Annotated in this window: 12 protein-coding genes; 2 read left to right on the top strand and 10 right to left on the bottom strand. The window is 38.2% G+C overall.

Going from position 1 to position 12,989, the window contains the following annotated elements:
- Positions 1-27: 27 nt before the first annotated feature.
- The 10 genes from AAV97_RS05810 to AAV97_RS05765 form a co-directional block, all read right to left on the bottom strand.
- A complete protein-coding gene (locus AAV97_RS05810; RefSeq protein WP_009585850.1) occupies positions 28-351 on the bottom strand; it encodes an RnfH family protein in 324 nt (107 codons plus the stop codon).
- A 17-nt stretch (positions 352-368) separates the two neighbouring features.
- Complete coding sequence (locus tag AAV97_RS05805; RefSeq protein ID WP_046760070.1) at positions 369-1,451, bottom strand: membrane protein; 1,083 nt, start codon at positions 1,449-1,451, stop codon at positions 369-371.
- A gap of 200 nt (positions 1,452-1,651) precedes the next feature.
- The gene (locus AAV97_RS05800; RefSeq protein WP_004828043.1) at positions 1,652-2,107 is read right to left on the bottom strand and encodes a bacteriohemerythrin; all 456 of its coding nucleotides are present in this window, start codon (positions 2,105-2,107) and stop codon (positions 1,652-1,654) included.
- A 284-nt stretch (positions 2,108-2,391) separates the two neighbouring features.
- Positions 2,392-3,240, bottom strand: a complete 849-nt coding sequence (locus AAV97_RS05795; protein WP_009585828.1) for a class II glutamine amidotransferase — start codon at positions 3,238-3,240, stop codon at positions 2,392-2,394.
- Positions 3,241-3,451: 211 nt separating this feature from the next.
- Complete coding sequence (locus AAV97_RS05790; RefSeq protein ID WP_046760069.1) at positions 3,452-4,237, bottom strand: GNAT family N-acetyltransferase; 786 nt, start codon at positions 4,235-4,237, stop codon at positions 3,452-3,454.
- 167 nt (positions 4,238-4,404) lie between these two features.
- On the bottom strand, positions 4,405-5,313 hold the full coding sequence (gene argB, locus AAV97_RS05785) for an acetylglutamate kinase (RefSeq protein ID WP_004828038.1): 909 nt from the start codon (positions 5,311-5,313) through the stop codon (positions 4,405-4,407).
- Positions 5,314-5,371: 58 nt separating this feature from the next.
- The gene (locus AAV97_RS05780) at positions 5,372-6,811 is read right to left on the bottom strand and encodes a phosphomannomutase/phosphoglucomutase (protein WP_046760068.1); all 1,440 of its coding nucleotides are present in this window, start codon (positions 6,809-6,811) and stop codon (positions 5,372-5,374) included.
- Between the two features lie 230 nt (positions 6,812-7,041).
- A complete protein-coding gene (gene dut / locus AAV97_RS05775) occupies positions 7,042-7,494 on the bottom strand; it encodes a dUTP diphosphatase (RefSeq protein WP_005030849.1) in 453 nt (150 codons plus the stop codon).
- Positions 7,495-7,602: 108 nt separating this feature from the next.
- On the bottom strand, positions 7,603-9,642 hold the full coding sequence (locus AAV97_RS05770) for a UvrD-helicase domain-containing protein (protein WP_004828034.1): 2,040 nt from the start codon (positions 9,640-9,642) through the stop codon (positions 7,603-7,605).
- 435 nt (positions 9,643-10,077) lie between these two features.
- Entirely contained in the window at positions 10,078-10,728 is a 651-nt protein-coding gene (locus AAV97_RS05765; RefSeq protein WP_004828032.1) for an OmpA family protein, read from the bottom strand.
- A 241-nt stretch (positions 10,729-10,969) separates the two neighbouring features.
- Between AAV97_RS05765 and AAV97_RS05760 the strand changes: the two genes are divergently transcribed.
- Together AAV97_RS05760 and AAV97_RS05755 are read left to right on the top strand one after the other, a co-directional pair.
- Positions 10,970-11,887, top strand: a complete 918-nt coding sequence (locus AAV97_RS05760) for an acyltransferase (protein WP_046760067.1) — start codon at positions 10,970-10,972, stop codon at positions 11,885-11,887.
- Positions 11,888-11,924: 37 nt separating this feature from the next.
- Positions 11,925-12,974 carry a hypothetical protein gene (locus tag AAV97_RS05755; RefSeq protein WP_046760066.1) on the top strand — a complete coding sequence of 350 codons (1,050 nt, stop codon included), beginning with the start codon at positions 11,925-11,927 and terminating at the stop codon, positions 12,972-12,974.
- The last annotated feature ends 15 nt before the right edge of the window (positions 12,975-12,989 follow it).

The raw sequence follows: 12,989 nt of genomic DNA, 5'->3' as shown, positions 1-12,989 counted from the left end.
TTGTTTAAAGCGATTAGCTATAATCGCTTAAGATTTGAAGAGTAATTGCTGATAACGATTTCCACGGCAATAACGCCCAACAGGATTGGCTTTGGCGCGATTACGACGAATGTCTTTGGGATTAATGGTTAAAGCTCTATAGATTTCAACACGATCACCAGCTTCTAACAAATGTGCTTGATCTTTAATCTTGACACCAAAGATGCCAAAACTAAAATTTTCAGGCAATTCTACTTGCTCCGCCAAACCACTTTGGGCAATTGCATCAGCAACGCTCATGCCCGGAGAAAATTGTAACTCAATGTGAAATTGTTGCTTTTCGGTAGCATATGCTACCCAAATTTTATCCACTTGATTCACCAATACCCTTAAATAAATTGTCCGATATACGCAACCAATGCAATTAAAATGGCTAAAGGTAAAATGATACGCACTGCAATACGCCAAATATTATAAAAGCCTTCTGAACTGAAATTAATTGCTTTTCGTAAGTGACTGATTTTCATCATCCAACCCACAAAAATTGAATAAATCAAACAAATCAACAACCCCCAGATCATTAACAATGGATTAAATATCATCGAAATGTTTGGAATCGCCCAAATAAATAATGCCACCAAAAGCACTGCAAATTGAATTACCACAGCCACTTGGCGTTGCACTAGCTGTTCTTTGCTCAATTGTAATAATAGAGCAGCGGAAATGATCGCAGTAAATAATAATGCATAAGCTGGAATTTGTGATGAAACAGCAAAAAAACCAAATGCTATTACTGCAATCAATTGTGCAATCCAGATCGGTAGAGCGGTTTTGCTTGCCTCATTGCGCTGTTGGACATTGAGCAAGCTTGTTTGCCAATACAGCCCAAGACCTAACCCTGTTGCAACTAAAGCTAAAATTGTGGCAATACCCCACTCTTTAAACTCAACAGGTGTCACATGCCAAGTCTGCAAACCTGTTCCAAAAAACTGAGCCAAAGCCAATGAAACCAGTACGCCAACTGTTGTTAAACCGACCAAGAACTGACGCGGAACAAAAGATAATGCAAAAGCGACCACAGCACTGCCAACAAAAATCAAATGTGGCGCAACTGGAAGTTGAGCAATATGTGCAGCACTAGCACTAATATTTGAAAGTATGCCACCCGCTAAGAATGGAATAAAAATGACTGCCAACCATCCTACAATACGCCAGGATTGTGATGCATCTGCGTCACGAGTTAAGCTAGACAAGGCATTTAATGCGGTTGTTTTAGAGCGTTTTGCTAAAGCAACCTCTAAATAGGTAATCGGCAATGCCAAAATCAGCATTGACACTAACCACAATATCCAAAAATCAATTTGTCGATCAATTTGAATACCCAGACTTGGTGCTAAGCCTGCGATAATCATGAATGATAAACAAAATGCCATGAGCGGCGATAACCATCGTGACATAGAATTATCCTGCATGAGGTGTTTCGTAAAAAGTTCTGCTATTTTGCCTTTGTCGATGCTGAAAATCAAAGCTTAAAAGAAAAAAGCAAATCACCCCTCGATGATTTGCTGCGCTAGACTTTTTTATAATCGCTCTTATTTCTTTTTATCCCCTCTGAATTTTTTTAATTAGAGAGCTGGTCATTTCCATAACTTAGGCTGAAATCAGCATGAGGTTATGAAAAAAATCGTGCAAACCAATTCTTGCCTTTTTTCTTTTCATTTTCTTTAATGATCCCCATCATATTTAATTTCACAGCTCCAACATAATCAGCGTCATCGTGCTGAATATGATTAATTAACCATTTAGACAAGACTTCATGTAATTCTTTTTCGATTGAATGACCTTGTTCAAAACTTTCACGGTAACTTTCTATACGCTTGATAAATAAATCATGAACACGTTTATGTGGTACACGATATTTATAACCTGCTTCTTCTTGTAAACTTTCTTCAAATGTAAAATGTGATTGCGTATAGTCGATAATATTATCGAGTATTTGTTTAATACGAACACGATCCGTTGCTATACCAATTTCATCAATTTCATTGATGTAATCCAAAATCCTTCTATGTTGATCGTCAATCACATCGATACCAGTATTATATTCTGGAATCCATTTCATCTTCATACGATCACCTTAAAAAATAATGTCTTGACCTTTAAAATCCATATTAACGAGAATCAAGTCAAATAAAAATGAACCGTATTACTCGGGATTCATTAAAAAAACCGTATTATTATTTAAGTTATTGTTTATATTAAATTAATATTATTAATCAAACTAAAAGAGTAAGATATTTTTTAACCAATATTAAAATTCAAATGATTTTATAGATGATTTAATTATCTATTTATAGGTTTAATTCATTAGAGTAGATACATAGTAATTTCAACTCATCAATTAATATTAAACTAATGCTGATCTGCCTTGGTTATTCTGACTAAACTCGGGTCAGCTGCTTCACGCACCAAGCGCTCGACATGAGTGGTGGCAGTTTTTATCACCTTCCCCTCTTTAAATAAAATCATTTCACCTGGTTTATAAGCTGTCCACACTTCATTTTGAGTCAACGGTTCTGTTGTTATTACAGCTACACGATCTTCTTTGGTGGTAAATTGACTAAAATCGATATCGACATCAATATCAATTAAACGCGCATATTTAAAAGGATACTCTCTAACAATCCAATGCAGTTTGGTCGTCGCATAACTGAATAATGCTTGTCCATTAGAAAGACAGAAATTAAAAGTCCCGTATTCTGCAATTTTAGGAGAAATTTCTTCAAGTAAAGCAAAAATATCATTTAGACTTGGCTCAAAATAACCAAATCTTAAAACCAGCTGTTCGAGTAAATAGCAAAATGCCAATTCACTGTCTGTACTGCCTACAGGCGTAAAGCGCCCCGACAAATGCGGATGAAAATTAAGTAAGTCGCCATTATGTGCAAAAATCCATTGTCTCCCCCACAATTCACGAATGAAAGGATGCGAGTTTTCTAAAGTGATTTTACCTTGTGTCGCCTTACGAATATGTGCAATCACATTGCGTGATTTAATCGGATAATTACGTACCAACTCAGCAATTGGCGATACGACTGCAGATTGATTATCCACAAATAAGCGACAAGCTTTATCTTCAAAAAAAGCAATACCAAACCCATCAGAATGATCAGAGGTTATTCCTGCACGTTGAGAAAACCCACGGAACGAAAATGTAATATCGGTGGGTGCAGCACAGTTCATTCCAAGCAATTGGCACATAGCGTATTCATACAGCGTTTTATTTATAAGAATATTGTGCATGACTCCGCTTCCGCTTGCAAATCTCAATAACTGAAAATAACAGCATACAAGCGGATATTAGACCAAAGGAGTGAAATTGGGCATTGAAAGAAAAAAAAGGATATCTTTAGGCTTTCATACTTCATCGGCAAGTATAAAAACTTAGGCAGTACCCTTTGATCATTTAAACTTAGCGATTAACCATTTTATTGAGTACGAATTTTTTTGCGACTTCATTGACATCGAGAAATACAAAATAATCCAAGCAATTGAATGCTTCATCATGATATGCCTGCTTTGATAAGCGTGCATTCATTTTCAAATACACATCAAATAATTTTGGAATTCTTTCATCTTGTGGAAAACTGTATTCTGGATGGCTCGGTTCAAAAGCGGGTTTAGCCTTAACATCAATTGATTGCTTAGCCGTCATTTTTTTAAGATGTTGGTGAGTATAGTAAGCGCGTGCTTTATTGTCTTCCAAACGAATGCTGACACAGCCCATCAGATGTTTGGCTTTCATTTTCCAAAGTACTGTAGGAACTAGATTTAACCAAAGCATCGACAGCGCGCGTCCATTACGATAGCGAGGATGGACACAGGTACGCCCAATTTCAACAATATTTGATAGGTCTGAGAACTGTGAAACATCAAATTCTTGCGCGCTATAACTACGCGCAAGCTCATGACCTTGGATCAATTTTAAACGGGTATAAGCAACAATTTCATTGCTCCACTTATCTCGTAGCACAGCATGTTCACAATCAAGATCATAAAGATCTTGATCTAAACCATTTTCAAAGTAGATACCAAACTGATCTGCAAATTGTACTGCGCGGAATTTTTGTACTTCTTTAAGCTGTTTAAGGTCTTCAACCCATTCAAATTTATATTGTGACTGTGCTTTTTTAGGTTTAGGCAAAGGTAAATTGAAGTTCTGGAAGTTCTGACGATACTGATTTAATTTTGCGAACATATTTTTAGACTCCTTGAGCTTTTACTTACACTAGGCAATCCACATGACACTTATATGACGAAAAAATGACCATTTTAAAACACACTACAAACGGTGATAGGGGATAAATCCCTCCTCCAATAAAAAACCAGTGTAAAAACACTGGCTTTGATCAGACAAAAATAGATTTATGCGTGATTAGACTTTGAGCGGTTGGTAATCAAAGTACCCACACCATGATCAGTAAAGATTTCTAATAATGTTGCATGAGGTACACGACCATCAACAATATGTGCACTGACCACCCCACCTTTTACGGCATCTAAAGCACAGCCTACTTTTGGAATCATGCCACCATAGATCACCCCTGTTTCGATTAGGCGATCAACTTCTTGTGTACTGAGCCCAGTGAGTAGATTTTTATTTTCATCTAAAACACCGCTAATATTGGTCAACAAGATCAGTTTTTCAGCACCTAAAGCTTCTGCAACTTTACCCGCCACTAAATCTGCATTGATATTATAAGTTTGACCATCTTCATCCACACCAAGCGGTGCGATCACTGGGATAAAATCACTTTGTGTAAACATTTCCAAGACATCGGTCTTTACACCAGTCACTTCTCCCACAAGACCTAAGTCAATCTGGGTCACTGTACCATCATCTTGAGTTTTTTCCATCAACAGCTTTTTGGCACGTAATAAATTACCGTCTTTACCTGTTAAACCAATTGCGCGACCACCATGCTTATTGATCAAGTTGACGATTGATTTGTTCACGCTGCCACCTAAAACCATTTCAACCACTTCCATGGTTGCTGGATCAGTTACACGCATTCCATCAATACGATCAGACTCACGTCCTAACTGTTTTAATAATGAATCCACTTGCGGACCACCACCATGTACAACAATTGGATTTAATCCGACGGTCTTCAGCAAGACAATATCGCGCGCAAATGAACTTTCCAATGCAGGATCAGTCATTGCGTTACCACCATACTTCACAACTAGCGTTTTACCTGAAAAGCGTTGAATATACGGCAAAGCTTCTGTCAAAATTTGTGCTTTGTCGATGCCAGTGTGCTGGTGTGGCATTCGTCTCTCCTTAATGAGCTATAGCGACTTGATCGATGAGTATGGATCGTGCAAAAAATCAATGTGCCTGTAAAATATCTTGGGCGATCATAGGATAGCGATCATGGAGCATAGACGCAAATGTCTGACGAATCTCATCTAAACGATTTTGACAATCGGCATCAAAACGAACGGTAAAATACTCCCCCGTATTGGATGCGCGAATAATGCCGAACCCATGTTCAAAATCAAGTCGAACCCCATCAATTTTACTTAATTCAGCACCAAACTGATGACTGAGATGCTCAATTTCATTCAGCACAATTTTTGGATCTGTATGGTGGGTACTGATATAAGTATCTTCAGTATAAAAACGATCAGGATAAGTAGCTAAAATTTCTGACAATGTGGCTTGAGGAAAATGACATAAGTATTCCATCACACGCAAAGCAGCATATAAGCCATCGTCATAGCCAAGCCCACGCCCGTCGTTAAATACATAATGACCCGCATACTCGCCACCAAACACAGCATGTCCTTTTGACTGCGACATATACTTACGTAAAAAACTACTGCCTGTACGAATCATTTTCGCTTGTCCACCTAAGTGCTCAACGACCTGACGCACCATAGAGGAACATTTCACATCAAAAACAATTTCATGTTGTGGATGATCTTTTAAACACATTTGTGCAAATAGAGCCAACAGTCGATCAGCCGAAATGATATGCGCATTTTCATCGAGTAGAACAACCCGATCTCCATCACCATCTAAAGCAATCCCTATATCCGCTTGATGATTGAGTACATTCTGACGTAACAATTCTAAATGTGTCGCTTGTGATGGATCTGGTGCATGATCTGGAAAATTACCATCCGCATTACAACGCAAAGCAATTACTTCGCAACCGAGCTTCTTCAACACAAGATTGGCACAAAACCCAGCCGAACCATTTAAACCATCAATCACCACTTTTAAAGGTCTGGTTAATTGAATATCGTTAAGTAGTGTGGATTGATAAGATAAACAGAACTCAGATTTAATGTGATGCGATGCTGTTTTAAATCCTGATACTGGCATACGCTCCACAGACTGGGCATTTTGCAGATATTGTGCGGCTTGAACCCCAATATGTTGGATCATTTCTGGAGATGGTGGCTCAGACTGAATAATCCATTTAATACCGTTATCCGTTTTAGGGTTATGGCTGGCGGTCACCATAATGCCATTTCCCTGCGTATTACGTGCGGCAAAATACAATTGCGGTGTGGAACAACACCCTATTTCAGTCACATCGATGTCTTTATGTTGAAATACTTGTTTGATAATTTGAGCAAAAACGGGGCTGCTTAAACGTGCATCATAGCCCAAAGCCACTTGTGATTGACCCTTTTCAATGAGTTGATTTGCTAAGGCATCAGCAATGCCCTGAATTAACTCAGGTTTCATCATTTCAACTTTTCCACGAATATCATATGCACGGAAAATTTGAAAAGGAAAATCATTCATTTTCATCATAAGCAAAAACTTCTATTTGCCAACCCTCTATTACTCAACTTTCATTTTGATCATGATGAGTAAACAATTCATTTATTTGAGAATTTATTCTAGGGCTCAATGCAATTTATCAACAAATTCTTCATAATATATTCAGTTTTCTACTTGGCTTTATACATACTTTTTGTTACATATCAAAAAATACTTTAAAAAGCCTGATAACTCAGGCTTTTTAAACAAGTGTTAAACGATTAGTTTTTGCCTGTATGACCAAAGCCACCAGCACCGCGTTCTGTCGCCTCAAACTCATCCACAATATCAAATTGCGCTTGAATTACAGGTACCAACACATATTGTGCCAAGCGCTCACCAGGTTCTAAAGTAAACGTTGTTTGACCACGATTCCATACAGAAACCATCAATTCACCTTGATAGTCTGAATCAATCAATCCAACTAAATTACCCAACACGATACCATGCTTATGACCTAAGCCTGAACGCGGTAAAATTAAGCCTGCAAATTGAGGATCTTCGATATAAATCGCCATCCCTGTTTTTACTAAAACGGTTTGACCTGGTTCAATTTGAATCGCCTCATCAACACATGCGCGCAAATCCAAACCTGCAGAACCTGTAGTTGCATATGTAGGCATTGGCCATGCTTGACCTAAACGTCGATCAAGAACCTTTACTTGAACTTTCATATTGAAATCCTTGCTTAAATAAAAAAATTAAATGCACTTTGCGCTCTTGCTAAATTGCCTGTGTATCAACAGTCAGGATACAGAACAAGCAAAGTGCATATTTCAAAATTAGCGTTTTAATAACGCTTTTAGATTCTGTAAATACTGTTGAGCCTGTTGTTTTGGATCAACATTTTCAGCAAGTTTTTTCTTACGCCCCAACCAATCCAGCTCATCCTGTGGCAGTTCATCTAAAAAGCGACTCGGCGTCATTTGCTTCATTTGCCCACCGTTTTTACGCTGCTCAGCCAAAGTTAAAGTTAAACCTTGTTGTGCACGAGTAATGCCCACATACATGAGACGGCGTTCTTCCTCAATGGTTTCCGCGGCAATCGAGTTCTTATGTGGTAAAAGTTCTTCTTCCAAGCCCATAATATAAACAAATGGAAATTCCAAACCTTTGGATGCATGCAGTGTCAAAAGATTAACTTTGTCAGTGTCTTCATCTTCCTGTTGCTGCTCTAACATATCCAGTAAGACCATTTTACGAATTACACTTTCAATGTTCTTTTCATCCACATCTTCTGCACGATTGATTAAACTCTGGATGCTGGTATAAAGCATTTCGACATTATCCAGTTTGGTTTTTTCTTGTGCCGGCGTCGCCGCAGTTTCACGAAGATAATCAATATAGCCAGCTTCATTCATCATCTGACGAATTTTAGGAACAGGTTCATCGTCATCCAACAATTCACGAGTAAAATCATTGATAAAGCCTGCAAACTCAGCCAACTGTGTGGTTGCCTTTTTCGGCATCACCATTGTCAAACGCTGATCACTGGCTGCTGCCAATAAAGATAAATGGTTTTCCTGCGCAAATAGTCCCAATTTTTCCAATGTCACTGGACCAATGGCACGTTTAGGCGTATTGATGATGCGTAGGAATGCACTATCGTCTTCAGGGTTAATAATGACACGCAAATAGCTCATGACATCCTTGATTTCAGCGCGTCCAAAGAATGATTGTCCGCCCGATAACTTATAAGGAATCTGCATTTGTCGAAGTTGAGTTTCCAGTACACGAGCTTGGAAGTTACCACGATAAAGCACCGCATAATCCTTCCAATTCTTACCATTCATTAATTTATGCGTAAGCAAGTCTTTAACGACACGTTCTGACTCATCATCATCATTACGGCAAGTAATCACTCGAATCACTTCACCATGCCCTTTATCACTCCACAATTTTTTATCAAAAATATGCGGATTGTTTTCGATTACATGGTTGGCTGCTTTTAAGATACGACTGGTTGATCGGTAGTTTTGCTCAAGCTTGATGACTTTTAAATTGCGGAAATCCTCTTTAAGTAACGCCATATTCTCAGGCTTGGCACCACGCCATGCATAAATGGACTGGTCATCGTCGCCTACAGCAGTGAATTGCCCCATGACCCCGACCAATAATTTTACCAAAATATATTGGGCTGTATTGGTATCCTGATATTCGTCTACCAACAAATAACGCACACGGTTCTGCCAACGATCACGCACTTCGGCATTCTCTTGTAACAGGCGTGTTGGCATCACAATAAGATCATCAAAATCTACTGCATTATAAGCACGCAGGTTTCGCTCATATAGCTGATACAAATGGGCAAATTGGACATCTTCGGGTGTTTCACAGGTGGTATGTGCTTGCTCAGGCACAATCAGATCATTTTTCCAATCAGAGATCTTCTTCATGGCTTTAGCAATCAAATCTTTACTTTCAGCACCTGACAAATTATCACGATGCATTAAGTCCATCAGGATTCGTTTACAGTCATCCGAGTCAAGAATTGAAAAATTATTTTTAAGTGGTGTATTTTTAAGCTCTATACGTAATAGATTTAAACCAAAGGTATGGAAAGTTGAGACTGAGAGCCCTTTACCTTCTTCTTTACCCAATAATTTACCAACACGCTCTTTCATTTCACGCGCTGCTTTGTTGGTAAAGGTCATTGCTGTAATTCGGTGTGCAGGAATACCACATTGCTGTACAAGATAAGCAATTTTTCTTGTAATTACTGAAGTTTTACCTGAACCCGCCCCTGCAAGTACTAACAAGGGTCCTTGAGTATATTTCATGGCTTCAAGTTGCTTGTCATTTAGTTGACTTGCTTTCGACATTGTTCATCCTCATCAAACTTCGAGCTCGATTATAGTCATCTAAAGTAGACTTGCAAAATGCTTAATTTGAATTTTTCCGACATAAAAAAACCACGTCTAGATGGTTTACTTTAAATAACGTATTTGGTGATCTATTTTGCTTGTTGAGTTTCAATCACTACCTTTTTTTATACAATCATTATGCCCATTTTAAATTGCAGTTGGTTGTTCAGCCATTTAAGACCCTCCCTATTCTCCTTAAACAATCATCGTCGATTATTTTCCAAACAGTTTGCTTGAGTAAAATATAGGCTAGATACATCAGCACTTTTTTAGCATTAAATCACCAGTTAATAGTCAATCATCTGCTATATCAACCACAAAATAAAAAAAGGAATCATAAAATTATGATTCCTTTTCAAACACTTAAACCAAAAGAATAAGTATTTATCGTTTTTAGCTTGCAGCGTAAATGCTGATTTCTACACGACGGTTTTGTTCACGACCAGCAGCAGTTGAGTTATCTGCGATTGGGTTTTGTGAACCATAACCTTGAGTATCAATACGGCTTTGAACACCTTGACCTCTCAAATAGTTTGCTACAGAAGCAGCACGGTTTTGTGACAATGGGATATTGATTGAATCATTACCAGTATTATCAGTATAACCAGTCACAAGAATTACACTCTTGTTGTCTTCTTTCAATGTTTGAACAACTTTGTTCAACGTACCGTAGAAGTTAGGTTTGATGTTTGCCTTGTTGGTATCAAAAGTAATGCTACCTGGCATAATCAATGCAACAGAGCCATCTGGATTACGGCTAACTTCTACACCAGTACCCTGCATTTGTTGACGTAATTTTTTCTCTTTATTGTCAAGGTAAAGACCAGCACCCGCACCTAAAAGTGCGCCAATTGCTGCTGCACGGTTGTTTTGTGCAGAACTGTTCGCGTTACCACGAGACAAACCATAACCTGCCGCCGCACCGATCAAACCACCTAAAGCAGATTTGTCGTATTCCATACCGCCGATGTTATTACCAGTCGTTTGACAGCCAGAAAGTACAAGAGCCCCAGCTGTAAGTGTTGTAATTAATAGTGCACGCATTGCATGCCTCCAAGTTGTGTTTTTTGTTAGGCTAATTTTGGTATAAAAAACAAAGCGCCACTATAGACGTTTTGTTAAAATTCACATTTTTTTTTACATTTTGTAATATTTACAACGAAATTAACAAAACTGATCATCATAATTTATACATAGTCATTAAATGTACCTTTTTAAATTAAATCGTAACGACTATATTGTGTACTTTGAGCACACATTCACCATAAATCACTAGGACTGTTCTATGTCATCTCAGCAGCAGAAGCAACCTATTTTAAAAAAAATTACGAAAGGGCTAACCGTTGGTACAGTGATCACTGGGAGTACTTTTTTTCATGGTCCGCCAGTGCTTGCTTTAGGTCTGACTAAATTGTTTAAAAAGTCCAAGAAAGTGGATGAAACCAACATTAATATCACCAATAGCTGGCTAGCTGTAAATAACTGGTTGATTGACCATGTTTTACCAGAAACACAATGGGATATCAGTGTTGATGACAATCTCGATCTGAATATGCAGGGACGTTATTTAATGACCTGTAACCATCAAAGCTGGGTAGATACCACGGTCAACCAATACTTCGGCTTAACTCGTATGCCTTTGACCCGTTTTTTCACCAAATGGGAACTTATATTTATTCCCTTTGTTGGGCAAGCCTTTAAAATTTTAGGCTTCCCAATGATGAAGCGACATAGTAAAGCGCAAATTACAAAAAATCCAGAACTCAAATATCGCGATTTGGAGGAAGCACGAAAAGCCTGTGAACAGCTTCTCAGCCAGCCATTCACCCTATTAAACTATTTGGAAGGTACACGATTTACCCAACAAAAGCATGATCAACAACACTCTCCTTTCACCCATCTGCTTAAACCGAAAGCAGGAGGATTAGCGCTTGCTTTAAGTATCTTGGGTGATCAAATTGATGCTTTGGTGGACATGACCATTGTTTATCCAGATGGTGCACCTGGTTACGGTGAATTTTGGTTGGGTGAAGTGCCCCGAATCGCTGTAAATATGCGTAAAATTGAAATTCCAGATTGGGTACCGGGCGGGAACTATGAAGACGATGCGGAATATCGTCAACGTTTTCAAAATTGGGTAGATGCGTTGTGGGCTGAAAAAGATCAGTTGATCAGCACCATGAAAGAAAAATATAAAAGCTAATCTCAGCTTTTTTGTAAATTCAATGTAAAGGATTGGCATGACAGAGCAAGTTAACGCCCCTCAACAAGAGGCACAACCCAAACAAGAGATGTCACGAGGATGGTGGATATCATTTGGTTATGACATCTTTATGATGTTTATCATTGTGTTTAACTTATTCTGTTTATGTGCCAATGCCTTTTTGATGAGCAATTTTGGCGATTGGTTGTTTAATGAAATTCACCTTCCCCAAGTATTACAGTACTACAAAACGGATTTACATCCCTGGGTGATTAAAACAGAAAGTTGGTTTATTACTTTCTTGGTTGTTGAGTTGGGCATCCGCTGGTTGATTGCTATTGTCAACAAACATCATGCCCGTTGGTTCTTTTTCCCCTTTATTCACTGGTATGAAATTTTAGCCATTATTCCCTATCTACGTTTTTTACGTTTAATTCGGGCAGGCATCATTGCATATCATTTTCATGAATTAGGCTATAAGGTCATTCCTGACAGTATCATGAGACGTATCGTCTTTTATTATCGTGTACTGATGGAAGAACTTTCTGACCGTGTTGTCATCACTGTGATTGATGGGATCAAACATGAACTTGACACCAGTTCGAGTCATAAAAAGATTATTCATGACTTGGTGGATCACCACCGAGAACGTTTTGCACAGACTTTGGCTGAAATTTTACAGGAGTCTTTGGCTGTAGAATTAAAAGCACAAAGCACTCAAATTACCCACAATGTTGGGCAAATCGTTCGTCAAGCCATTGAAGATACCCCCCAACTCACTCAATTATTAAGATTGATTCCGATTGCAGGTAGCATGATTGAAAATCAAATTCAAAATATTGGACAACAACTGGGAGAAAACATTACTCAAGGCTTAGTGCAACCATTTACCCAAGGTAGTGTGCAAAATCCAAACGCAACTTATCAACTTATTTCAACCAAGCTAAGTCAGATAAATATTGAAAATCAGCATCTTGAAGAATTAGTTGAATCTGTTGTCTATGAAAGTTTAGAATCATTAAGAAAGCAAGTGAAAGTAAAACAATGGCAAATTGAATTAGAAAAAAATGATCAGGTCAAAGATTGAGTGATTCAAAGAATA

The sequence above is a fragment of the Acinetobacter sp. Ag2 genome (assembly GCF_001005515.1).
Lineage (GTDB): Bacteria > Pseudomonadota > Gammaproteobacteria > Pseudomonadales > Moraxellaceae > Acinetobacter > Acinetobacter bereziniae.
This window is presented reverse-complemented; position numbering and strand designations above follow the sequence as displayed.

What these genes read in the sequence shown, in the direction of transcription:
- AAV97_RS05795 (WP_009585828.1), bottom strand. Translation starts at nt 3,240, where the DNA reads ATGTGCCAATTGCTTGGAATGAACTGTGCTGCACCCACCGATATTACA.
- AAV97_RS05800 (WP_004828043.1), bottom strand. Translation starts at nt 2,107, where the DNA reads ATGAAGATGAAATGGATTCCAGAATATAATACTGGTATCGATGTGATT.
- AAV97_RS05765 (WP_004828032.1), bottom strand. Translation starts at nt 10,728, where the DNA reads ATGCGTGCACTATTAATTACAACACTTACAGCTGGGGCTCTTGTACTT.
- AAV97_RS05780 (WP_046760068.1), bottom strand. Translation starts at nt 6,811, where the DNA reads ATGATGAAAATGAATGATTTTCCTTTTCAAATTTTCCGTGCATATGAT.
- dut (WP_005030849.1), bottom strand. Translation starts at nt 7,494, where the DNA reads ATGAAAGTTCAAGTAAAGGTTCTTGATCGACGTTTAGGTCAAGCATGG.
- AAV97_RS05790 (WP_046760069.1), bottom strand. Translation starts at nt 4,237, where the DNA reads ATGTTCGCAAAATTAAATCAGTATCGTCAGAACTTCCAGAACTTCAAT.
- AAV97_RS05770 (WP_004828034.1), bottom strand. Translation starts at nt 9,642, where the DNA reads ATGTCGAAAGCAAGTCAACTAAATGACAAGCAACTTGAAGCCATGAAA.
- AAV97_RS05755 (WP_046760066.1), top strand. Translation starts at nt 11,925, where the DNA reads ATGACAGAGCAAGTTAACGCCCCTCAACAAGAGGCACAACCCAAACAA.
- argB (WP_004828038.1), bottom strand. Translation starts at nt 5,313, where the DNA reads ATGCCACACCAGCACACTGGCATCGACAAAGCACAAATTTTGACAGAA.
- AAV97_RS05805 (WP_046760070.1), bottom strand. Translation starts at nt 1,451, where the DNA reads ATGCAGGATAATTCTATGTCACGATGGTTATCGCCGCTCATGGCATTT.
- AAV97_RS05760 (WP_046760067.1), top strand. Translation starts at nt 10,970, where the DNA reads ATGTCATCTCAGCAGCAGAAGCAACCTATTTTAAAAAAAATTACGAAA.